At 68.7% G+C, this 21906-nt stretch carries 25 protein-coding genes; 14 read left to right on the top strand and 11 right to left on the bottom strand.

The window, feature by feature from the left end:
* The first annotated feature begins 178 nt into the window (after window positions 1–178).
* The 4 genes from ORI94_RS31255 (at window position 179) to ORI94_RS31270 (ending at window position 4587) form a co-directional block, all read left to right on the top strand.
* Window positions 179–1333, top strand: a complete 1155-nt coding sequence (locus ORI94_RS31255; protein ID WP_266081834.1) for a ParA family protein — start codon at window positions 179–181, stop codon at window positions 1331–1333.
* Entirely contained in the window at window positions 1330–2637 is a 1308-nt protein-coding gene (locus tag ORI94_RS31260; RefSeq protein WP_266081836.1) for a ParB/RepB/Spo0J family partition protein, read from the top strand. The genes ORI94_RS31255 and ORI94_RS31260 overlap by 4 nt, the downstream gene beginning before the upstream one ends.
* Window positions 2638–3386: 749 nt before the next feature.
* Window positions 3387–3854, top strand: a complete 468-nt coding sequence (locus ORI94_RS31265; RefSeq protein WP_266081838.1) for an excalibur calcium-binding domain-containing protein — start codon at window positions 3387–3389, stop codon at window positions 3852–3854.
* 229 nt (window positions 3855–4083) lie between these two features.
* Window positions 4084–4587 (top strand): lamin tail domain-containing protein, encoded by a 504-nt coding sequence (locus tag ORI94_RS31270; protein ID WP_266081840.1) that lies wholly within the window; start codon window positions 4084–4086, stop codon window positions 4585–4587.
* Window positions 4588–4891: 304 nt separating this feature from the next.
* Here the strand turns inward: ORI94_RS31270 and ORI94_RS31275 are convergent, their stop codons facing one another.
* The 3 genes from ORI94_RS31275 to ORI94_RS31285 all read right to left on the bottom strand — a co-directional run bounded on the left by ORI94_RS31275 (window position 4892) and on the right by ORI94_RS31285 (window position 7919).
* Window positions 4892–6331, bottom strand: a complete 1440-nt coding sequence (locus ORI94_RS31275) for an NF041680 family putative transposase (RefSeq protein ID WP_323056103.1) — start codon at window positions 6329–6331, stop codon at window positions 4892–4894.
* Window positions 6332–6449: 118 nt separating this feature from the next.
* Window positions 6450–6860 (bottom strand): RidA family protein, encoded by a 411-nt coding sequence (locus ORI94_RS31280; protein ID WP_266081844.1) that lies wholly within the window; start codon window positions 6858–6860, stop codon window positions 6450–6452.
* 105 nt (window positions 6861–6965) lie between these two features.
* Window positions 6966–7919, bottom strand: coding sequence for an IS481 family transposase (locus tag ORI94_RS31285; RefSeq protein WP_266081846.1), 954 nt, complete (start codon window positions 7917–7919; stop codon window positions 6966–6968).
* 154 nt (window positions 7920–8073) lie between these two features.
* Between ORI94_RS31285 and ORI94_RS31290 the strand changes: the two genes are divergently transcribed.
* Window positions 8074–8277 (top strand): hypothetical protein, encoded by a 204-nt coding sequence (locus ORI94_RS31290; RefSeq protein ID WP_266081847.1) that lies wholly within the window; start codon window positions 8074–8076, stop codon window positions 8275–8277.
* Between the two features lie 188 nt (window positions 8278–8465).
* Here the strand turns inward: ORI94_RS31290 and ORI94_RS31295 are convergent, their stop codons facing one another.
* The 8 genes from ORI94_RS31295 to ORI94_RS31330 all read right to left on the bottom strand — a co-directional run bounded on the left by ORI94_RS31295 (window position 8466) and on the right by ORI94_RS31330 (window position 16508).
* Entirely contained in the window at window positions 8466–9311 is an 846-nt protein-coding gene (locus tag ORI94_RS31295; RefSeq protein ID WP_266081848.1) for a hypothetical protein, read from the bottom strand.
* 83 nt (window positions 9312–9394) lie between these two features.
* On the bottom strand, window positions 9395–10231 hold the full coding sequence (locus ORI94_RS31300) for a DciA family protein (RefSeq protein WP_266081849.1): 837 nt from the start codon (window positions 10229–10231) through the stop codon (window positions 9395–9397).
* On the bottom strand, window positions 10228–11697 hold the full coding sequence (locus ORI94_RS31305; RefSeq protein ID WP_266081850.1) for a transcriptional regulator: 1470 nt from the start codon (window positions 11695–11697) through the stop codon (window positions 10228–10230). The genes ORI94_RS31300 and ORI94_RS31305 overlap by 4 nt, the downstream gene beginning before the upstream one ends.
* Before the next feature lie 788 nt (window positions 11698–12485).
* Window positions 12486–12782: a helix-turn-helix transcriptional regulator gene (locus ORI94_RS31310; protein WP_266081851.1), complete on the bottom strand. Its 297-nt coding sequence runs from the start codon at window positions 12780–12782 to the stop codon at window positions 12486–12488.
* A gap of 101 nt (window positions 12783–12883) precedes the next feature.
* Entirely contained in the window at window positions 12884–13792 is a 909-nt protein-coding gene (locus tag ORI94_RS31315; RefSeq protein ID WP_266081852.1) for an NAD(P)/FAD-dependent oxidoreductase, read from the bottom strand.
* Window positions 13789–14379: an isochorismatase family cysteine hydrolase gene (locus tag ORI94_RS31320; protein ID WP_266081853.1), complete on the bottom strand. Its 591-nt coding sequence runs from the start codon at window positions 14377–14379 to the stop codon at window positions 13789–13791. Before ORI94_RS31320 ends, ORI94_RS31315 begins: the two co-directional genes overlap by 4 nt.
* Window positions 14376–15545 (bottom strand): helix-turn-helix domain-containing protein, encoded by a 1170-nt coding sequence (locus tag ORI94_RS31325; RefSeq protein WP_266081855.1) that lies wholly within the window; start codon window positions 15543–15545, stop codon window positions 14376–14378. The genes ORI94_RS31320 and ORI94_RS31325 overlap by 4 nt, the downstream gene beginning before the upstream one ends.
* Before the next feature lie 207 nt (window positions 15546–15752).
* Complete coding sequence (locus ORI94_RS31330; protein ID WP_266081857.1) at window positions 15753–16508, bottom strand: GntR family transcriptional regulator; 756 nt, start codon at window positions 16506–16508, stop codon at window positions 15753–15755.
* A 382-nt stretch (window positions 16509–16890) separates the two neighbouring features.
* Between ORI94_RS31330 and ORI94_RS31335 the strand changes: the two genes are divergently transcribed.
* From ORI94_RS31335 to ORI94_RS31375, 9 genes are all read left to right on the top strand, one after another.
* On the top strand, window positions 16891–17499 hold the full coding sequence (locus ORI94_RS31335; protein ID WP_266081859.1) for a hypothetical protein: 609 nt from the start codon (window positions 16891–16893) through the stop codon (window positions 17497–17499).
* 172 nt (window positions 17500–17671) lie between these two features.
* Window positions 17672–17836, top strand: coding sequence for a hypothetical protein (locus ORI94_RS31340; protein ID WP_266081861.1), 165 nt, complete (start codon window positions 17672–17674; stop codon window positions 17834–17836).
* Window positions 17837–17918: 82 nt separating this feature from the next.
* A complete protein-coding gene (locus ORI94_RS31345; RefSeq protein ID WP_266081862.1) occupies window positions 17919–18104 on the top strand; it encodes a hypothetical protein in 186 nt (61 codons plus the stop codon).
* 163 nt (window positions 18105–18267) lie between these two features.
* Window positions 18268–18582 carry a WhiB family transcriptional regulator gene (locus ORI94_RS31350; protein WP_266081864.1) on the top strand — a complete coding sequence of 105 codons (315 nt, stop codon included), beginning with the start codon at window positions 18268–18270 and terminating at the stop codon, window positions 18580–18582.
* Between the two features lie 109 nt (window positions 18583–18691).
* Entirely contained in the window at window positions 18692–18868 is a 177-nt protein-coding gene (locus tag ORI94_RS31355; RefSeq protein WP_266081866.1) for a hypothetical protein, read from the top strand.
* A 42-nt stretch (window positions 18869–18910) separates the two neighbouring features.
* Window positions 18911–19051: a hypothetical protein gene (locus ORI94_RS31360; RefSeq protein ID WP_266081869.1), complete on the top strand. Its 141-nt coding sequence runs from the start codon at window positions 18911–18913 to the stop codon at window positions 19049–19051.
* Between the two features lie 241 nt (window positions 19052–19292).
* Window positions 19293–21014 carry a DUF2637 domain-containing protein gene (locus ORI94_RS31365; protein WP_266081871.1) on the top strand — a complete coding sequence of 574 codons (1722 nt, stop codon included), beginning with the start codon at window positions 19293–19295 and terminating at the stop codon, window positions 21012–21014.
* A 137-nt stretch (window positions 21015–21151) separates the two neighbouring features.
* Window positions 21152–21700, top strand: coding sequence for a hypothetical protein (locus tag ORI94_RS31370; protein ID WP_266081873.1), 549 nt, complete (start codon window positions 21152–21154; stop codon window positions 21698–21700).
* Between the two features lie 14 nt (window positions 21701–21714).
* Entirely contained in the window at window positions 21715–21900 is a 186-nt protein-coding gene (locus ORI94_RS31375) for a hypothetical protein (RefSeq protein WP_266081875.1), read from the top strand.
* Window positions 21901–21906 lie beyond the last annotated feature (6 nt).

Raw genomic sequence — 21906 nt, forward strand, 5'->3', positions numbered from 1 at the left:
TCGCTACAGGTCTCAGCGGTGTCGTATGCCGGGCGGGAACTGGCTCGCTCTGCCGTTGTCCGCGGACAACGTTCGAGGGCGAGAGGGGGATCAAGTGCTTGTTGTCCGCGGACAACAAGTCTGAGTGACACGCGCCTCGCGAGGTTTCTGCCACGGGAGAGACTAGTAAGGTAGCGCCATGACCGTGCCATACGACCCGAGCGATCGGGAAAAGGTAGTAGCCAAGCTACCGGCTGAGCTGCGCAAGGAACTCAAGATCCGTGCTGCCGAGATGGGCACGGACATTCAGGACGCTGTTACGGCAGGAGTGGAGACCTGGCGTAAGGCCAAGAAGCGCCCGGTGGTCGACACGTCCGGTGGAACGTCGTTCGCGACATATCTCCCGGCTGGGCTGTACGACAAGCTCAAGAAGGACTGCAAGGCCCGGGGGATCTCCTACAACCAGGGCATCGCCCAATCGATCCGCCTCTGGCTGGACGGCAACCCGTCTCCGCGCCCGAAGCCGGCGCGGGTCACCGGTGCCCGCCGGATCATCTTCGGCAACCAGAAAGGCGGGGTGGGCAAGACATCGGTCTCCGCCGGTGTCGCCCAGGCGCTGGCCGAGTCCGGACACCGCACACTGCTCATCGACTTCGACCCGCAGGGCCACCTGACGAAGCAGTTGGGGCATCCTCTGTTCGACATCGACGCGCCGAGCCTGGCCAAGCACATGCTCGGTGAGGCTAAGGGCGAGCTGCGCGACCTCCTTACGCCCATAAAGGGCGGCGACTTCGAGGACCACCTGTGGCTGCTCCCGGCCTGCAAGGACGCCTTCCTCCTGGATGCGAAGCTCGCCACCAGCCGCACCGTCCGTATCAAGGAGACGGCACTGGAAAAGGCTCTTGAGCTCTTGGAGCAGGAGTTCGACTACATCCTCGTTGACTGCCCTCCGAGCCTGGGCTACAGCATGGACACGGCCCTGTACTACAGCCGCGGGCGGGAAGGAGAGGAGGAGAACACCTCCGGCATCGTCATCCCCGTGCTGGCGGAGGACTCCTCCGCCGACGCATACGACATGCTCTACGACCAGATCCAGGACCTCATCGAGGACATGGACATCGACATCGCCCTGCTGGGTTTCGTCGTCAACATGTACGACAGCCGCAAGGGGTTCGTTGCGACCTCGTCCCTGGACGCATGGCGGAACATCGGCGAGCCGCCAGTTCTCGCCATCGTCCCGGAGTTGAAGGACCAGCGCGAGGCCGTCCGCGTGAAGCAGCCCCTACTCGTCCACGCCCCCTATGGTGAGCAGTCCGAGGTGATGCGCACCATCGCACGGAGGATCAGCGCATGAGCGTCGCCGACAAGCTCGGAACCGGGTCTTCGTTTAGCCAGGCTCCCCGTGGACGCAGCGCCCGGGGCCGGGCCAAGGCCGTCGCGCAGGGAGACGTTCCAGCCTACGAACTCGTGCGGCTGCGCCTGGAGGAGGTTTCCCCCACTCCCCTCAACCCGCGGCGCAACTTCGGAACCGACGAGGACAAGAGTCGGTTCGGTGAGGAGCTCCGGCAGGCCCAGCTGGCCGCCTGTGTGGCAGTCACCCGGGATGCCTACCTCGCCCTGTGGCCCGATCACGCGGATCGGATCGGGACGGCTATGCACGTCCTGGTCAACGGCGAACGCCGGTATCACAGCGGTGTTCATGTGGGTCTGGACGCTCTGGACTTCGTGATCCGTGATGACCTGGCCGTCTCTCGTGAAGAATTCATCAACCACCTGCTCAAGGAGAACCTGGAGCGGGAAGACTTCGATGTGATTGAGCGGGCACGAGGCGTCAACGAACTCGTGCAGATCTGCGCGGAGCAGTCCGAGCGAGGCTCACGCACCCGGGCGGCGCAGCGCTTGGGTAAGGACCGCTCCTGGGTGACAAACCAGCTCGCCCTGTTGGAGCTGCCGGAGGAGCTGCAGACCATGCTCAGCGCCGGCGCTCTGCCGGAGCGAGACGGACGGTCCCTTGCACGCCACCTCAAGGACAATCCGGGCCTTGACGCAGTTGCTCTCCTGGACCACCTCCAGTTGACGAAGGCTGCCGCCGCCGAGGCCAAGGAGCAGGAGCGGGCTGTTCTGGAAGCAGCAAGGGGAAAGCAGGCTGCACCCTCTGGCGCTGGTTTGTTGTCCGCGGACAACAAACCCCCCGAGCCGAAGGCGATCCCGGCCGAGCCGAAGCGCTCCTCGGATTTGTTGTCCGCGGACAACAAACCGTCCGAACAATCCGATACCCAGAAGCCCGGCTCTGCGGCAGTGAAGCGTCGCAACGCACCGGACGACAAGAAGTCCATGGAGTCCTCTTCACCGTTTCCGAACCAGCGGCACGATCTGGATGCCAGCGCAGCAGACAGTACGAAACAGCAGGAGGACGGCCAGCCGCGGAGGTTGCCGTACGACGACCCAACGTACGTGGCCATGCATCTAGAGCTGAAGATGACCCCTGCGGATTTCGTGATGGCCGCGCGGTTCATGACGGCGCAGTGCTGGGATAAGGCAGGCCAGGCGCCGTCTCTGGACCTGCTGAAGGAGATGCTGACGACGGCTGCACAGCGCGACCCGGGCTCCTTGCGTGCGCTCCTTGAGGAGTTCACCACGAGAGCTGAAGCGTCCTGACCCAGCACAAAAGGGGCTTTTATCCCATTCGGTGTAAATCGTTTGGGACAAAAGCCTCTTCATGGGTGCCCGCCGCCGATGCGGTGGGCCAGCTGAGGCGCCAGGTCGGGAGCTGGCCTTCCAGGCGGCCTGATCGTGACAGCCGTACGGCAGGCTAGTACTCCAGTACGGTTTTGTGATCTACCCAGCGGATTCGTCGGCGGATCGTCGTCGGTAGTGACTGCGTCGGGCTGTTGCCTGGTGGCGTCTGCGCCAGGCGGACCAGTGCAGCTGAACCGCTCCGGGTCTGATGGAGGCTATGGAGTGTCCTGAGTCTGGTAGGACGCGGGGTGTGCAGCCGTGTAGTGAGGAGCGCGGACGGCAATGACAACGCAGTCGTGGCCCAGTGGCGCGCACGTTGTCCGACTTCTCAGTTCCACCGGCGGAAGCGTTTGGTTCGTGGGCCAACTGCCGGAACACGGTGGTCTGTGACCATGAAGCGGGGTGGATCGGCGGGCGCCCCGCCGGCGGTGCCAAGGCGGCAGCCGGCTGACCGGCCGCATATGGGTGCGGGACTCGTTCTGCGCCCGTCGCCCGTGCCTCGCGGAGCGGCCGATGGCGGCCAAGGGGAGGCAGGAGTGACTGGCAGGCGCATCATCCAGTAGGCAGCTCGGGTGTCACGAATCGGTGACTGCTCCCCCCAGAACAGCACAACCGCCCCACCAGATGGTTACCGTCAACGCTTCAACCGTCATAGCCAGGGGGGCGACATGACCAACCCATACACCGCGCCGGAGCGGCCCGCGCCGAGGTGGGCCCGCAAGCGGTACGTTCTGCCCGCGCTCGGCCTCGCCTTCTTCCTCGGCATCGGAGCCGGCGCCGGCGACTCGCAGCCCAAGGACGACGCCAAACCGGCCGCGGCCGGGGCGCAGCCCACTGCGACCGTCACCGCGACCATGACCGCCACCGCAAAGCCCAAGCCGGCGCCGACGGTGACGAAGACCATCGAGGTTGAGGTCGAGGTCACCGAGACCGTGACCGCCGAGCCCGCCTTCGGCAGCGGCGTCAACGACAGCAGTGACGACGACAGCGGCGGGGGTGGGGGCGAGGGCAGTGCCTACTACGCGAACTGTGCTGCGGCCCGGGCCGCCGGCGCCGCGCCCGTGCGGCGTGGTGATCCCGGCTACGGCTCGCACCTAGACCGGGACAACGACGGCATCGGCTGCGAGGGGGGCTGAGGGCAAGGGCCCGCCGCGACGGGGGATGCGCGGCGGGCCCTTGGCCAGTGTGGCACGAACCGCCCGTGGGCTACGGCGGTGCCCTGCATCCCGGCCGTGAGGGTCCGGTTGTTCAAGGATCCCGGCCCGCTCCCCCGCTTCACCCTCTTCTCACCTTTTCCCTACGGGGTGATCACTGGCTCGTTATGCTTCTCGACGCTTCATCCGCACCACTGAGGGGGGATTCCTCATGCGTATGTCTCACACCCTGGCCGCTGCCGCCGCTGCTGCCGCGGCCGTCGGGCTCGGCCTCGTCGCGGCCGTTCCGGCGCAGGCCGCCGAGTACTCCTCGGCGCTGAAGATCAAGGGCGTCCAGTACGACGCGCCGGGCCGGGACTCCAACAAGTGCTCGGGCGGGAACACCAAGGACGAGTACCTGACGATCAAGAACTACTCGAAGAAGTCGAAGGTCAACCTCAAGGGCTACGTCGTCAAGGACGCCGCGGGCAACAAGTTCTCCTTCAAGACCAGCCACACCCTCGAGCCCGGCGACTACATCAAGCTGCGCGGCGGCAAGGGCACCGACTCCGACGCCAAGAACGTCGTCTACCGCCAGAACTGCAACTTCATGTGGAACAACGACAAGGACACCATCTACTTCTACAAGCCCTCCGGCGCCCGCGCCGACGTCCACGCCTACACCAAGAAGGCCAACGACAAGGACGGCAACGGCTACATCTCCTTCCACGGCTGACCCGCCCCGGCCCGTGTGTGCGGCCGACACCGGCCGCACACCCCCGGCCACTCCCGGCGCCTCTCCGGGGACCTCGACGTCGCAAGGGCGGGCGGCAGGCGATCTCATGACAGGACCTGCCGCCGGTCACCGACGGCCGTAAAGGCGCCAAGGCCTCCCGCCATGGCGACGGCCAAGAGACCGGACAACGAAAAACCCCGTCCCTGCCTGCTGCAGGAACGGGGTTCTTTCGTATCGAGCGCCGGGCAGGCCTTGCACCTGCATCTCCCCGCAGGAAGCGGGGCATCTTTCCTTAGCTTGTTCTTTAACCTTTCAACCGTTGTAGGGCGATAAGCGTCTTCTCGCGGCGGACGGTTTTGCCCACGTCGTAGCGGGGTGCCCGGTGCTTGTTCGGGGTGCCGGACGGCCGTCCAGGGCCGGGCCGGTGGGGTTTCGGTGCCCTGGCGGGGCAGGGCATGTGCTGGCGGAGGTTCCGAAACGTCCGCCGGACTCTCGCGGGTGTGAGCCGGTGCGGTGCCGCCGGCTTCTCCCAGGGATGCCGCAGGTCGCGGGTGACTGGACGAGCAAGCCGGAGCTGGGTGTAGGCAGCGATGATCAGCCACGTCCACCGGTCCGCCGCCTCCGGTTCCCGAAGCCGAGGCCGGGTCCAGCCCAGCGTCTGTTTGAACAGCCGAAACGTGTGCTCCAGATCGAAGCGTCGCAGGAACGCCTGCCAGGCCCGGTCGACGTCCGCGTCGTCGGCGCCGGTCTTCGAGGACCACAACCACACCGCCGGGGCCGCCCGGTCCTTCGACAGGTGCTCGACCTCCAGCCGAATCAACGTCCCCTCGATCAGTGGGAGTTCGCCCTCATGGTCCAGCCAGGCAGCCCGGTGGGTCAGCCGGGGGTGGACCCGGTCCCACGCCTGCGTGACGGCCTTGCCGTAGTTCGCGGTGGCGGTGTGGGTGGTGACGGCGGGCTCGGGCCAGGTCTCAGGCTTGGCGAAGCGGAACTCCGGCTCGTGCTTCGGCGGCCGGCCGCCTTTCGGGTCGTAGACGCGCGGCGGCTTCGGCAGCCGCATCACACGGTCGCCGCGGACGCGGCCGACCAGCTCGACAGGCAGGTCCTGCAGGACCCAGGCCAGGCGGGTGACGTCGTAACCAGCGTCGGTCACGATGGTGATGTCCGGCTCGCCCGGCGCCCACTGGCCTGCCGCGACGAGCCGTTCGACGACATCGCGGAGCTGGGCGGCGGTGACCGCGGTGGCATCGTCGGCTGGGCCAAGCCTGACCGCGTCCAGAATCTGTGTCCAGGACGTGGCACCCATCTCCAGCACCGCGACGAACGAGTACGGCCAGCCCGGAATGAACTGCGAAGCCGTCTTGGCCCGGCCGTAGACGTGGCAGAACAGCCGCTCCGGCGAACACGGCGCGTCTGACCGCAGCCACGGCGAGACGTCTACCGCCAGCACCAGGCGCCCGTCCGGGAAGCGGGGCAGCGGCAGGCCGGCCAGCAGCGACCGCAGTCGGCCGCTGTCGATCCGGCCCTGGTTGAGGCCGTCGTACATAGCGCCATGCCCACGCCGGTGCTCGGGCAGCAACGTCAGCTCCACCGCCGAGTGCACCGCACCCGGAGCACACAGAACCGCGTCCGCCAGCTCGAACAGCTCATCGCCCCGCACGGTCAGACACGCGTACAACTCGTCCCGGAAGCATGACGCTTCCGCGAACGCTTCCCTTACAGCAGCATCAGGCAGCAGACTCACCCTCACGGCCTTCGTCGTGGTCACGTGCACCTTGGTCGGAGCACATGATCAGACGAAGGCCGCCCCAGCGTCCGGCGAATGCCCAGCTGGGCTACCCAGTTCGATACGCCGTTCGAAGTCAGTCAGGCAGCGCCACGGTGAGATCCACCTCGACGAGCTGTCCGGGAAAGCCCAGCTGGGCAACGCCCAAGAGCGTGCTGGCGGTGGTGAACGCCGGCCCCAGGGCAGACTCGGTGAGCCGACGCCATGCGGCTCCGAGAATGTCCCTCTCGTCGCTCCGCACGTAGATCACTGACCGCACCACGTGTTGCGGCTGGGCACTCGCCGCTGCCAGGGCAGTGAGCGCGTTCGCGACCACCTGGTCGACCTGCGTCTCGAGGGAACCGGCACCGACGAGGTCACCGTTCCGATCAAGCGGGCACTGTCCCGCCAGGTAGGCCGTACGCCCTGCCTCTACCACCGTGATGTGGTGGTAGCCGGGCGTCTCATGCAGCTGCTCGGGGTTGATGCGGATGATCTTCTCAGTCATGTCCGCGAGTCTGCCTAGCGTGGTGCCAACACGCACCGCAATTTCCCCACCGGCAAACACTCCGCAGCAACCTGAGGTTAAAGAACAAGCTGAGAGCCGTGTGCCCTAGGTGTATTGCCTCGTGAGGTTGGGGACGCGGCTGGCGGGTGGTTGGCCCTTCAGCGCGGTGTGTCCGCGGTGGTGATTGTAGGTGTACAGCCACTGCGGGAACGCTTCGCGGCGCTCGGTCTCCGAGCGGTAGGGGCGGGCGTAGGCCCATTCGTCGAGCAGGGTGCGGTTGAAGCGTTCGACCTTGCCGTTGGTCTGCGGGCGGTAGGGCCGGGTGCGCTTGTGGGTGATCCCGGCCGCGGTGAGCAGGTCGCGCCAGTCGCGTGAGCGGTAGCAGGAGCCGTTGTCGGTCAGCACCCGTTCGACGGTGATGCCAGCCTGGGTGAAGAAGGAGTGGGCCCGGGTCCAGAAGCCGGTGGCGGTCTCCTTCTTCTCGTCTGCGTGGATCTCGCTGTAGGCCAGGCGGGAGTGGTCGTCGACGGCGGTGTGCAGGTAGCTGTAGCCGGTCCCGGAACGGGTTTTGCGGCCGGCCTGGCGGCCCAGCACCTTGTGTCCGCCGCCGTCGGGGATGTTGCCGAGCTTCTTGATGTCCACGTGGACCAGCTCGCCGGGACGGTCACGTTCGTAGCGGCGTATGACGCGGCTGGTGGCCCGGTCCAGGTGGGTGAGGCGGGCCAGGCCGAAGTGGGTCAGCACGCGGTGCATGGTGGAGGGCACCAGGTGCAGCAGGTGGGTGATGCGGGCCGGTCCCCAGCGGCGCGGGACGCGGACCTTGATGATCCGGCGTTCGGTGCGGGTCGGGGTGCGGCGCGGACTGTGATGGGGACGGCTGGGGCGGTCGCTCATGCCGGCCTCGCCGAAGGCCCGGTAGCGGTCGGCCCAGCGCTGGGCGGTGGTCGGCGAGACCTGGAAGCGCTCGGCGGCCCGGCGCAGGGGCCAGTTGTCCTCGACCACGCAGCGGGCCAGGCGCAGCCGTCCGGTCTCGGTCAGGGGTGCATTAGAGTGGGGCACGAGGGCCTTTCGGTCAGGTGTAGACGTCGCAATCCACACCGAACCGGAAGGCCCTCACCTGTTCAAGATCCCTCAGCCGAGACCTGGCTCACCCGTCCACAACCTCCCAGGACAGAACACCTAGGTCCGGCCACCGGAAAGGTCATCCGGACCGTTGAAGTTCAACCCATCGTTCGGCGTCAAAGTTCTGCTGGTCGTGGTGTGCGCCCTGGCCTCGATAATCGTGGCTACCGGTGCTGGAATCCTCACCTACACCACCGGGGCCTCCCTCGCCGAGGCCGTCCTCTCTGCAGGGGGCGCCTTCGCGGTGTCCATGACGCTCGGACTCACGACACTGGCCGTGCTCGGTCTCGTCTGAAGACTGCCCGGCCGGGCCTCATGACGTGGGGCTCGGCCCGGCCGCCGGCTCTCTCCTACTGTCGCCAGTAGGTGAACCACCGGGCTGTTGATGTCCGCCCAGGTCCATGCCCTGGTCCGCGCCGGCACCGTTTCGGCGCCATCCCGGCCACAAGCCCAGGCCCGGGCTATGGGGTGACATTGCGCTGCTCAAGCGCCCGTCAGGGCGGCCTCGTCGACTTGGTGAGGGCCTCCGATGGCGAGGCTGTCCAGCTCGTTCTCCGTCTGCAACGCTGAGTCGTCCCACTCCGGGCACACGGGCCCGAAATCATCACCCATGAAGTCGACCCACAGTCCGGGCCAGGCGGGGTGGCGGTTCGTCACGGCGTGTCCGCAGGCGTCGCAGCTGACCGCCGGGATACCGTGCCGCCGCAGAATCTCGACGGCGTCGGCATGGCCGGCGGCACGGGTATCGCTCCAGCTGACGGCTTCCTGAAGGGAAGTGAAACGGCTGGCCTCCTCCCACTGATCTTTCCACCTCTCCAGGCCCGAGGCGGGGATCCGGTACCGGTAGGCAAAGCGCGGCAGCCTCGCCCCAGAGGGGGCCGCTTCGACGACGCAGTCGACCCCGTCAAGCGGGACATCGTCCGGGAGCAGGTCAGGCAGCGCACCGGTGATCCGCTTCAGTGCGTCGTCCTGGCCGTCGCTGTGCAGCAGCCCGCTCCACAGCGCGTCCCGCGTTCCGTAGGGCACATACAGGAGTGTCTCCACCACAGGTTCGCCATCCACCAGGATCACCCGCAGCTGGTAGAGCTCATGCTCACTGCTGTAGACCTCCACGGTCTCGCCCCTGCCACCCGCCTCGACGGCCGCGGTGACCGTGGGGAAGGCGCGGTAGAACCTCTCCCACTCCGGCAAGGTGTACGGCGATTCGAGCAGCTCCACGATCTCTTCGGGCACGCCCTCGTACTGCTGCGCGCGGCGCCGGCTCTCGGCGGCAGTCTTCTGGCGTCCGGCGCGCTTTTCCTTGCTGCTGGCGTTCTTCTTCTTGGACACCCGCCCACTCTTGCGCATCCTGGGCCTGAACGAGGCTTTATGGCCTACGTCAAGACCGGGCTTCGGCACGGCGGCCCGCCTTCTCACGCCGTGCGCTGCGCTGCTGGCGGCTGCGCGGCTGCTGATTGCCCGTCGGCCTTCTGAGCGCGCTGGGCCCGGGCACGCCGCAAAGCGGCGACACGGCTGGCAGCGGCATCGCGACGCCGTTGGATACGGGCTGCTTCGATGGGGCTGGGCTGGTCACCGGACTCGGGGTCGGGGAACGCGCGCCGGCTGAGCTCGCGCAGGGCGCGGGTCTGCGACTCGATGGCCTCCTGGATGGCTGGGTCGACGTGCCGGTCGGGCCGGACCGCCTGGTGGGCGGCGAGCGCGCGGCGGTAGCCGTCGCAGGCCATCTCGCGGGTCTTCACCGGCGCCTTCGCGTTCGATGAGCCCTCACGATCTGCCCCGGTGTCGGCCGGGGCAGACGCGGTGTTGCCCGGGGCCAGGACGCGCAGTTCCTTGACGGTTTCCTGGCCGGTCTTGGTGTTGATCCGGGCGATCAGCTGCCTGCCCAGCAACCGGAGCTGGGTGGCGTAGGCAGGGGAGACGGGCAGCAGGTCCAGCTGCCGGGTGGCCGGCTCGTAGTGCACCGGCTTGACCTTGCCGACCAGTTCGGGGGCGATGTCTGCCCAGCGGTCGATGACGCTGCCGGCTGCGGCCGGGGCCTCCCAGGCCCGCTCGGCCACGAAATGGTCGATCGCGGCGGCGAACGTGATCGGATCCCGTCCGCCGGTGCGACGCGACGGCCGCACGCGCCGGGTGGCGGCACCGCCTCCGGCCGCATCGGCCGGCCGGGTCTTCGCTGCTGCCCGCGCGGCCTGCAGCGCCACCCGGGCCAGGTCGACACCCGAGAGGGCGGGGGCCAGGTCCTTGCTCATGCGTACTCCTCCCAGGGGCGGTCGATGGCCAGGTGGCCGGTGCCGCGCACCCGCTGGACCAGGTCGGCGATGTCGGCGGTGAACACGTAGCGCGCGTAGTCCTCGCCGTAGGCGGCAGCGATCGAGGTGACCAGTGAGGGGTCCTTCTGCGCGGCCGCGCGCATGTCGATCAGCTCGTGCTCCGACAGCTCCGGCGGCGCGGCGGGGACGTCGTCGGTGGTGAGCGTGTACAGCAGCTGTGCGGGCGGCTGGTCGTGCTGGCGGACCTGCGCGGCCGCCTCACAGAAGAGACGGGCCGCGAACTGGCTCGAGGGAGCACCGGAGCCTTCCCATTCGGCGTGCCTGGCCTGCTCAGCGCGGCGAGAGGCCCGGTATGCCTCCACCGCGCGGGCGCGGCCTTCAGCGGTCGGCCACAGCCGCACGGCGCCGTCCAGGCGCTGCGCGAGGAACCCGGACGGGCGCAGCACCCGCTTTGGGGCGTCTTCCAGGTCCAGCCAGGCGATCACCTCGTCCGCGGTCCACCCGGCGTCGGCGACCTCCCGCACGATCCAGGCGATCCGCGGCCGTGCAGCCTTCGCCAGCCACGGCACCCGGCAGATCAGTTCCCCGGCCAGCTGGAAGCGGCGACCGATGCAGTTCAGCTTCCGGCGTTCACCGGTCTTCGCCTTGGACTTCTTCAGGGTGGGGGACTTGCGCTTCCCGCTGGCGAGCTTGCTCTCAGGGGGGAAGGAAGTATCACCCGCAGTAGAAGATGCTGAGGTACCAACCTGCATTGGGGTGCAACGGACCTCATCCGAAACGGCCGTCACATCCCCCTGCTCAGCACCCCTCACCGAGGCCTTCGCCGGGGCCTTCGAGCGCGGCTTGCGCACCTTCCGCGACGCCTTCTGCGCCAGCCTCGCCATCAGCTCCCGGCCGGCCTCCGCGATCCCGGACACCGCCCGCGTGTACGCCGGAGCGTCCTCATCGCGCTGCACCGTGCGGATGCCGAGCGCGACGTCGAACTCCACCGGGATCATCCGCGCGAACTCCGACGCCAGCGCGGGGCCGCCGGACACCCGGGTGCCCTTGACGATCCACGCGAGCAGACCGGCCTCCCGCAGCATGCCCAGGTGGTACTCCACCGACCGCTCGGACAGGCCGGTGCGGCGTACCAAGTACTCGATCCCCGGGCGGCACGGGAACAGCTGCGCAAGCTCCTGGGCGACGCGCACGGTCGTCGGTCCGAACGAGCGCGGCCCGTGCGACCGACGCCGTCGCGGCTTGTAGAGCCCGGACCCGGCCACCCAGTGCACCGCCTGCATCCAGGAATAGCCCTCGCCCGCGATCCGGCCCGCCGACGTCGACAACCACTGCGACGCCTCCGGCACGAACAGCACAGGCAGCACAGCGATCGTGTCGACGTCGTCGACCGACGGACGCGGAGCGGGCACCACCACGGCGGCCACCGCCGCCACGGCACTCATCGGCCCACCCGGACGCACGAGAAAGAGATCATCCCGGCAGCCTTGCGCGGACCGCCTGTGGACAGAGGCCAGGAACCGGCGAGACCCCCAATCCCTCCCGCCCGGCGGGCAACGACTTCCGATCGCGTTCCGTGGGGCGGGACGGAGCCCCGGAACACCACGGCGGCCGGTACCGCCAGGAGGACAGGGGTCCTCCTCTCGGTATAGGTGTGCCGGATCGGGGCCGGCGTGGCACTCCAACTCGAAGAATCTTCGTGACTAATGCTATGAAAAGGGCGAACAGGGTCAGCCGATTCCGTCACACGGGAAGTCTGGGGGGCTTGAACCCGCCCGAATCGGACACGGTCGAGCTGACAGAGGACACCGATCTCGTGCACTATGGCGGGGACACCAACCTTCATATGGATCGCCCCGACTGCGACCAGGCCCCTGCTAAGGGGCCCGACCACGGCCGAGCGCTCTGTGTGGATGGACACCAACGCGGAGCTCCGAGCTTCGACGGCCTGCCAAAGCCGCCGGAACCCGGGATGAAGCAGTGGTTCGACAGAGGCCCCCTGCCAAAGGGGCTCCTGGAGAGCCGAGGCGGTCGCCTTGCCAAAGGACGACCGGGTGGACCCGCTTGCCAAAGCGGGGTGTTGCTAGTGAGGTGAGCCAGCTCGTTGAGCTGGAGCCCAGAACCGGCGCCAACCGGGGACTGGGTGGCCGACCTGATGGTCGGCGAGACGGGCCGCGCGGGGCCAAGTGGATGCCATTCCACCTATCGGCGCGCGCGGCCGATGGCCGCTAGGTCATCCCGACCCCCTTTTGGAGGCCGGCGTCGTGCTGCCTGCATCCAGCTCAGCGACCTCGGGGAAACGCTTCGCGAGCCCTTTGAGTAGGTGGATGTAGACGGCGCGATGGGGCCGCCTGGGGTGGGCCTGGCCTAGCTCCCAGCGGGCGACGGCCAAGCGTTTTACGCCCACGGCGTCCGCGACTTCCTGCTGGGTGAGCCCCGCAGCGAGGCGCAACTGCTGACGCACGTGCGGCGTCGGCAGGACGTCGTCGAGGAGAGCGTTGACCCGTTGCATGGGATCCGCGTCGGACATGCCCCAACCTCTCATGATCACCGAATCCCTGAAAGATACACCACGGGATCGTTTTCGGCTGGCATGCATCGATACGCCGATAGGGCGGTGGGCGTCAAGCCTCAGCATGGTTTCAGGACCGAGGCGTAGTAGGACGCGAGCACAGCTTCCGCTCCAGAGCCCTGCGCCGTGATGATGCGTTGGAACTGGGCTGACCTCAAGTCGCCGGCGACCCGGATCCGAGGGTGTTGTTTGCCGGGAGGGCAGTAGCCGTCCTCGCTCGAGACGAGGCCGTCAAAACCCGCTGGCGTGTTGCCGAGGTTGTTCAGCACCGTTTTGGCGATGTAGGACTTGCGCTCACCCTGCCGGTCCTTGACCTGCACGCTCCACTCGTCTCCGTAGGCCATCTGCGACAGGACGACGTGAGAGACGGGCACGATGCGCACGCGCTCGTCCCCCGCGACCTCTGCGATCTTGTAGTCATCCGCCGGCGGACAAAGGACATGAAGCGTCGTCGAGGAGTGCGGGTGGGTGCGGAGCCATGTCCCGAGGGGACGGTCCCCTCCGAGAATGTAGGTCCGGCCTGCTAGGTCTGCAGGCTCGGTGCGCCACAGCGGAGGCACCGACACACGTGCGGAAGCGCTGATCCAGTCGGCGTCGGGCGGAGCCAGGGCGGCCACGCCGGTGGCGACCACGATCAGCTGTGCACTCAGTGCGCGTCCGTCCTCGAGTACGAGTTCCGCCCGGTCGTCGTAGCCGGTGACGCTGACCGCACGGCCCTGCACGACGGAGCATCGGCCAGCCCGCTGTAGGCGGTGCAGGTCGGCGGCAAGGGCTTCAGCCAGTTGCGGGCCGGTCGACCAGTTGCCAGGGACGTTCTCCAGTGCCCCAATGACATGCAGCTTGCCGCCTACTGAGTCAGCCTCCACGACGACCGTTCGAAGGTTCAGGCTGGCCGCCATCACCGCGGCCGCCACGCCTGACGGGCCGGCGCCGACCACCAGGACATCTGTCTCGTGCGGTGTGCTCATGCGTGGGCTCCCTGCGTTCCGCTGATTCGGGACAAGACAACCTCGCTCGTGACCAGTTGCTCAGCGCCGATGTTCCGGGCGGCGAGCAGGAGCGCGGCGTCGTGGTAGCGGGCGCCGCCGGTGGAGGCACAAGCGTCGGTGACAATCCACGGCCGGTATCCGGCCTGATAGGCCGCAACAGCGGAGTCGTATACGCACGCATCCGTGTCGATGCCGCACAGCACCAGATCGGTCCAGCCCGCCTCGTGGATGGTCCGGGCGCCCTCGGAGGTGAACACTGACGCCTGGGGCTTGTCGATGACCGCGGCGGCGGTGGCAGCGAAGGGGGCCAGGTCAGCAACGAGGGCTTGTTCCTCGGGAGTACGCAATCGCGTCCATCCCGTGATCGTCTCGTACGGTGATCCGGGCTCGTTGTGGAACCGCGACAGCACCACGGGAGCGCCAGCTGCTTGCCAGCCCTCCACCAGTCGAACAACCGCGGGGATGACGCCGCGGCTGTGCTGGTTGACAAAGCCCTGCTGCACATCGATGACCAGCAGCGCTGTCGATTGAGGGTCCACCCACTCCGCCTTCCACATGGCCGTCACGGATTGCTGTCTCGGAGAGCGTCCTGGGCGGCGCGCAGCCGATCAGGAAGTTCGCTGGTGGCCAGGATGGCCTCGCGCATCACACGGTGCTGGGCCGTCTCAGTGGGGCGCGCGGTAGTGAGCCGGAAGTAGGCGCTGCGCAGGAAGCGCCAGCCGTAGGCCGTCGGCATCACCGGGTCCTGGCCGTCTTCGATCGTGTGCAGGATGTGCGACGAGAGGGCCCAGAGGGCCTGTACGTCGAGCTCAAGGGCCACGATCTGGCTCATGGTCAGAGCCCGCTCGTCCGACTGCGGGTGATAGGCGACGCCAGACCAGCCGACGACGCCGCGGGAGACTCCGCCGTCGAATGTCACGGCCTCGGGGTGAGCCCAGCCGTCACGGAACTTGGCTTCCTCTACCCCTGGCCCGAGCGGCACCACATCTGCTGGGTTCTGCCGGTTGACCAGCACTGATGGCGTAGCGAGCAGCTGGAGAGCCGTGTCCAGGCCGGCGCTTGACCAGGAATGTGTGCGGAGCTCGTAGGCCGACAGCACGTACTGCGGAACGAGCGACTGGGCAGGCTGGTCCTTGTCGTCGCCGTGGCGGGCCAGCAGGTGGGCCATCCACTCCCCTACCCAGCCCGGTTCCTTCAGGTATGTGCGGTAACGCCACAACGCCAACTCGGTCAACGACTTGAGGCGGTGGTGCTCCTCGAGATGCACCACCGCGACGCCGCAGGCGTACATGTGCACTGTCGACGACTGCGCGGAGTGGTGGTCAGCCGGCAGGACTCGCTGCTCCAAGCCGCCGGGTCCAGGCTCGCCTGGCGAGCCCGCAGCGTAGAGGGGCGCACTGCACTCACCGAGGTACACCGGCAAGAACTTGTGGGAGACGACCGTGCACGGTGCCGGACGCGCTGCCGACTCCGCGTTGAGGGGAGCTGCCGTTCCACGCAGTGCTGCCAGACGGAGGCTGAACGCCTCTTGCTCAGCCGGGGTGCACTGGAGGAGCGCCGTGTCCAGGATCTGCGCCATCTGGGGACGGCAGACGCTCGTCTTGTTCCGCTGCCAGTTCGAGACGGTCCGGGGGCTGATGCCGAGGCGACCGGCGAACTCGCGCACAGACGCTCGCATCACCGACCGCAACAGCAGCGCCTCCTCACCTGTCCACCTGTCCACAGCGATCACTACACACCCCCTTGGCGGTCACCTTCCAGGTGTCAACGGCCCAATTGCCACGCTGTTGCTACACCACTGCCACGGCCGGACATCTCGCTCAAGGCCCCTGGTGCGGATGCTGTTTCTTGTTGATCCACACCCGCAATCCCGGCCGGAGGAACCATGGCGATCCCGGGCACACCCCAGTGCCGTGCCCGCATCGACTCCTGCTTGCCGTCAGGCATCGAACTCGTAGTCCAGGACGTACGAGGCGGAGTCGAGGGTCATCTCGTTGACCTCAACAACTCGTTGCTGAGCATCGAAGGCTGTCCGGCACATCTTCAGGACAGGGCGTTCAGGGGACATGCCCAACGTGGCCGCTTCCTCAGCAGTGGGCAGCCGTCCGCGGATCTCCTCCCGGAAGCGAACCGGGCCATGTCCGAGGTCAGCGAGGCGAGCGTAGGTTCCTCCCGGCCCGGTGTCGGCCTGGGTGATTGCCGAACCTTCCACCAAGGCGTAGGGCAGGTACGAGGTGGCGAGCATGACTGGCCGGCCATCCAGCACGAAGCGCCGGGACCTGGCACAGGCGGTCTCGCCGGCGTCCAGGGCAAGCATCTCGGCAATGTGCGCCGGCGGAACGACCTCCTGTACGGAGACCTGGTCGACCGCCAGGGGCCGGTCTTCGTCAGCCGACCAGATCGACTTTCCGGCGCCCCACTGGTCCTGCGCCAGACGCTGAATGCCGCGCCGCCGGATGGGACGGAAAGCTTGAACGAACACCCCCGCGCCCTTCCGAGACTCCGCGAGCCCTTCGTTGGTGATCGCGCGCAGTGCCCGCCGAGCCGTCATCACGGCGACGCCGTACTGCGGCGCAAGGGCGTTCTCTCCCGGCAGTCGATCACCGGGTCGGTAGTCCCCTCGCTCGATCGCAGCCTTCAGCTCGTCAGCGATCTGGAGGTATCTGGGCTGTTCAGAGCCCTTTCCGCCTGCCATGTGTCTCCTAACTTCGCTAGCGATCCTAAGGGCTTCGATGCTCAGCGTCAGCTACGGCTCGCGACTTTCATAGCGAGGGGACATCTCTATCGAAGTGCTTGACATCGATAGAGAGATCGCGCACCATCGTACTGCAACTTCGATATCGAAGTTGCCCAGGTAGTCGTCCGCCCTTCGGGGCGGCCGGGGTAGTCCTCAGCTCGCTGAGGACGCGAGAGCACCATCGAACTCCCCCGGAGCCTGACGGCCGCGACGACTTGTGTGCACGTCGCAGCGCTGTGCGCTGTCTGTCCTACGGGACGCCGGCCTCGTGCCGTGCGGCCCGGAGGGCGGAGAGAGCATCGCGATCCGCGCCCCGCCGCTCCGTCCGTGAGGAGTTCCGATGTCTGCTTCGACCCTTGAGCGCACCGCCCGCCCCCGCCGGAGCCGAACCCGCTCCCGCACCGTCAACGCCCGCCCGGCGCTGGCCCTCTCCACCCTCAAGCCCCACCAGTACGACCTGCGGCCGGCCTGCGCGTCGCTGGTCTGCCCCGACTGCGAGACGTGGGTGCCGATCACCGGCCTCCAGACCAAGCAGCCCAAGGTCGTGCCGCACGACACCGGCCGTGCGGGCAAGGACGCCGCCGTCCGCTGCCGCCTGGGCAGCAACCGCCTGGTCACCGTCAACGTCACGGCCAGGAAGTGGGAGGAGCGACTGACGGACGGCAACTCGGAGACCGTCCACCGCCGCCGGACCACCGTGCGGCGCAAGCCCAAGGTCGCGGTCGCCCCGGCCGTCAGCCAGATCGCCGCGCAGAAGCAGACGCCGGCGGATGACGAGCGCAGCAACGACCGGCCCCTGTGGCTGCTGCGCAAGGAACAGTGGGCGGCGACCGAGTCCGCGGTCCGCGACGCCGACACCCGCCGCGCGGAGCTGCCCGCCGGTGCCGCGCCGCTGGGAGCGCCGCCGGTGCCGCTCAAGACGCTGCACCCCCAGCGCCGCGCGAGCTGACCCGCTCCGGACGAACGACCACGGCCCCGGCCACCCCGAGAAGGGGAGGCCGGGGCCGTGGCTGCTCGTACACGCAGTCAGCTCCCCAAGCGGGGAGTGATCGTGACAGCCCTTGGGATTGCGGCCCGGGAGCTGTCCAGGACCTGACTCGGAGGACCTGATGCAGCACAGCATGACACGCACCACGGCGCAGCCGCGGGCCGGGATCATCGACGACATCGAGCGCGAGGACGACTCCAAGGGCTACGAGCCCGAGGACGCCGCCCGCGTCGACGTCGCCCTGGTCCTCGTTCTCAACCCCGCTGCGGTGCAGACCGGTTGGGCGGTGGCGGCATGACCGACGCCGAACGCGAGGCGCTCTCGCAGAAGAACCGGGAGCAGAACCGGCGCTCGGAGAACGAGCGCGCTGGGGACAACCGGTGAGCGCCCGCCCGACCGACGACCTGTTCGTCCGCTACATGAAGGCGTTCGAGGACTCCGCCGAACACACCGGCGCCTGTCTGGCCTGCCAGGGCGAGACGCCGTGCGCGGAGGGGGTGCCGATCCACGATCGGTTCGCCCGTCTCCAGGACGCCTACACCGCACGCCAGAAACAGCAGCGCTGATCCCCCCGGCCCTGCCCGTCGTCCCCGCGCCGTCCCGGCCGGGGCCGGCGGAGAGCGCCGGGAGCTCCCGCCCGCTCCGGCCGTCCGGCCGCCGCAACACGCAACAGCCCCGGGGTGGCCGCCCCGGGGCTGTCTCCTGCTCTGGACCTTCTGGGAGGCCCTGATGAATCGCGACTCCATCGTACGCACCAGCTACGCCCCCTCCGCCGACCTGCCGGTCAACACGAACTGGCGGGAGCGTAGCGCCTGCAAGGAGGAGGACCCCGAGCTGTTCTTCCCCATCGGCAACACCGGCCCGGCGCTGCTCCAGATCGAGGAAGCCAAGGCCGTCTGCCGCCGCTGCCCTGTGATGGAGACCTGCCTCCAGTGGGCGATAGAACACGGCGAGGACGCCGGCGTCTGGGGAGGCCTCAGCGAGGACGAACGCCGCTCCATGAAGCGCCGCGCCGCCCGCCAGCGGGCCCGTAACGCCTCCTGATCCCTTCTGGCGGCTGCCTGATCCGCCCGCACCGACCGCTGCACCACGGCGGCCAGGACGGGCGGTGAAGGGGAGCCGGACAGCCCGGACCACAGTCGAGGGAGGCCACATGGCCACGACGATGACCCCGCTCCAGCCCGGCACGGAAGCCGCCGCCCAGGCCGCCGCTTTCGCGATCTTCGGCAGCGACATCCCGCCGATCGGGCCGGAGGACTACAGCGGCAGCTGGCGCACCACCCTCCACGTCATCGCGGAGGAGTGGGTGGGCGAGGGCCGCTTCGAGTAGCACGCCGCCCGCACCGCGACCGCGCTCAACGAGCTGTTCGCCATGCAGGAGCGGTACGGCGTCGGCTCGCCCGAGGCGCTCGCCGGCGGCAGCGCGCTCCAGCCGCTGATCGACCGGTGCCGCCACTTCGGCATCACCACCGCCGACCTCCGCCGACACGGCGCGCGGTTCCCCGAGAGTTGATTTCGTTCCCGCCCGGCGGGAGCGGCAGACAGTTTCGGGCCCGCCCCGCAGCGCTCCCCCGCACCGGTCGCACGCCCCTCGGGAGGCCGGCCTTTTCGTGCGCCCGGACCGGGTAGTGCCGGTGCCAGTTTCGTGATCAACCGCCCGCACCGGCCGCCGTTTCGGGAACGCACCCCTCGCGTTTCGGGAGCACCGGCCGCCGTTTCGACCCCGCCCTGAACGATCCCTTCCGGAGGCCCCCATGACGATCACCGACATGCCGCAGAGCGCGGCTCCCGACACCCCCGCTTCGCACCCGCCGGGCCGCGCTTCGGGAGCACCCGAGAAGGTTTCGGGTACGCCCCGGGGCGTTTCGGGCCCGGACAAGCGGAAGACGATCAAGCCCACCCGCGACCGGCTGATGACCGCCCTGTCGCTCGTCGCCGCGTTCGGCGGCACGCTGGTCGGCGTCATCGGCTTCGCGATGTCCTACAGCACCCTGGCCAAGGTCGCCCTGAGCTGGGGGTTCAGCAAGGAACTGGCCCCCTGGTTCCCGGTCGGCGTCGACGCCAGCATCATCGCGTTCCTCGCGCTGGACCTGTACCTGATCCGCAAGGGCACCCCGTGGCCGCTGCTGCGGATGGCCGCGCACGCCATGACGGGCGCGACGATCTGGTTCAACGCCAGCTCACAGGGCCACATCGGCACCGACCCGGTACAGGCCGCCAGTCACGGCGTCATGCCGATCCTGTTCGTGATCGGCGTGGAGGCCGCCCGCCGCCTGATCATCCAAAAGGCCAGGCTGGAGGCGGGAACGGTCACCGACCGGATCCCGCTGCACCGCTGGATCCTCTCCCCCGTCGCAACCCCGCGGTTCTACCGCCGGATGCGGCTGCACAACGTCACCTCGTACCCGGAGATGATCCGGCGCCAGCAGGAGCTCATCGGCTACGAGCAGTGGCTCAAGCGCAAGTACGACGGCGACCTCGGCAAGGCCACCGAGGACGAACTGCTGCCGATGAAGATGGCCGCCCACGGCTACACCGTCACCCAGGCCCTCGCGATGCCTGAGCAGCAGGAACGTGCTGCTGAGGCCCGCGCGGAGGAGGCGGAGCGTCGGCGCCTGGACGCGGAGACGCGCAGGGAGCTCGCGCGCAAGAAGGCCGAAGCCGACCGGCTGGAGGCGCAGGGCCAGCTCGAGGCGGTCCGCGCCCGGGTGGAGGGCGAGACCGGCCAGGCCCGCGCGCACGCCCGAGCCCAGGTCAGCGCCGCAGAGCGGGCCGCTGAGCTGGAGGAGGCCGCGCTGGAGACGGCCGTCATCGCTGAGGCCCGCGCCCGCGAGGCGGAGGCGGAGCGCAAAGAGGCCCAGGAGCGCGAGGCCAAGGCCGCCGCGGACGTCCGCGCGGCGGAGCTGGAGCGCCAGGCGGCGGAGAAGCGGAGGCTCGCGGCGGAGGCCGACCGGGTCGCCGCGGCGGAGGCTCAGGCCATCGAGACGGCGGAGATCGCGGAGGCCCGGCAGCGTGCTGCCGAAGCCGACCGGGTCGCCGCCGAAACGGAGCGGGCCACTGCCGAAACCCGCCGCCGCGCCGCCGAAGCCGACCGGCTCGCGGCGGAGGAGAACGAGCGCAAGGCGACCGCCGACGCGAACACGCAGGCGGCCCGCAAGCGTGAAGCCGAAACCGAGTACGCCGCTGCCGAAAGGCGGCTCGCCGCCGCCGAAGTCGAGCGGCGCGCGGTCGAAATCGAGGACGCCGCGAAGCTGACGCCGCGCGAGCGGGCGGTCCGCAAGGTCGCGCGCATGGCGTTCGCGGCCGGCGCGGTGTTCGTCGGTCTGGACGCCGACGGGATGCACCGCGAGCTGTGCCGGGTCGTCTCGATCGCCGACGTCCAGCGCGAGTTCGACGTGTCGTCCACCGACACCGCCTCCAAGTACCGCCAGGAGGCCGTCGCGCTCATCGCCGGCGGATACCGCCCGGAGCAGTGACCTGCACAAACGAGCCTTTCGACGGTTCCACCGGCCCCCGAGACGAAGTCAGCGCCTCGGGAGCGCGGTGAAGGCGCCGAAACGCCACGACAAAGCCTCCCAGATCACCCCCGCCCCGAGAAGGAGAACCCCACCTCATGGATATCAACGCCCTGTTCACGGATGAGGGCCTGCGGGCCTTCACCGCGACCGTCCGCGACCAGCACGTTCGCGACGCCCAGCAGTACGGGCAGATCGCCGACATCGTGCGCCGGCGCCTGGAACAGACGCCGATCGATGGCGACCGCTGGATGTCCAAGAAGCTCCGCGCCTGGAAGGTGTCGCGGCAGCTCAAGGCCATGCAGAAGGCGTCCGGCGAGGCCGCGAGCAAGGCGGAGGCCCTGTACGCGACCTACAAGAACGAGGTCCTGGAGCTCCCCCAGCGCAGGGCTGCGGCGGAGGCCCGGAAGCTGGAGCGCAAGTCCGGCCGCCAGGCCGCCCTGGGGGCCGCCGTCGCCAAGTCCCTGGACAAGACGGTGACCTCGCTGAACGCCCCGGCCGACCAGGTGCCGGGCGCGGTTCCGCAGGCGAGGCCGGCGGAGTTCGTGGCCCCGGACAACCCCTGGCAGCAGTGGCCGATGGCGGCTGGCGGTGAGCGGCCGACCGCCTCGATCAACGACTACTTCCCGAAGGGAGAAGGGCAGTGACGACGCCTCGGCAGGTGCAAAACCGATCGAGGTTCTGGAACGCGCGGGTCGCGGAGGCCCAGAGCGACCAGGAGCGGGCCGGGGTCTGGTACGACGCGTGCCGGACCCTGGCCCGCCAGGCCGAACGCGACGGCAAGCCGAACCTGTGGCCCGCGCTCACCAAGGCGCTGCACGACTTCTACAAGAACAACGGAGGGTGACGAAGT

The organism is Streptomyces sp. NEAU-W12, from assembly GCF_026242095.1.
Lineage (GTDB): Bacteria > Actinomycetota > Actinomycetes > Streptomycetales > Streptomycetaceae > Streptomyces.